Origin of the sequence: Psychroserpens mesophilus (assembly GCF_050617655.1) — a bacterium.
Taxonomy (GTDB): Bacteria; Bacteroidota; Bacteroidia; order Flavobacteriales; family Flavobacteriaceae; genus Psychroserpens; species Psychroserpens mesophilus_A.
The window spans coordinates 1-300 of record NZ_JBODQC010000113.1 but is presented as its reverse complement, the minus strand read 5'-3'; the positions used below and the strand labels follow the sequence as shown (position 1 = coordinate 300).

The following is a 300-nucleotide window of genomic DNA, read 5'->3' as shown; positions in this document are numbered from 1 at the left end:
CCGCCCCCTTCCGTCTTGAGCGGGATTCGCAGGGATTCAAAAAAGGCCATTACCTCCCGGCTGGCATGGGTGTGGAAAGGTCCGATCAATTCCTTGTTCCCACGGGGGTAATTGCCGGCGAGGACAGCCGGTTCCAGAGGCCGGTGCGTCACATTGCACCGCCCCCCTCCGGAGATTCGTACCTTGGAAAGGAATTCCTTGATTTGTTCCAGGATGCCAATGCGCATCCCGGGCCCCCGCCGCGCTGCATGGATGGCCCCGTAAAACCCGGCGGCACCGCCCCCTATAACCAGCAGGTCG

1 protein-coding gene is annotated in these 300 nt (G+C 62.0%); it reads right to left on the bottom strand.

The window, feature by feature from the left end; translation table 11 throughout:
* Window positions 1-300 (bottom strand): NAD(P)/FAD-dependent oxidoreductase (locus ACRHNM_RS16560; RefSeq protein ID WP_431137728.1); only part of this gene is annotated, 300 nt, incomplete at both ends.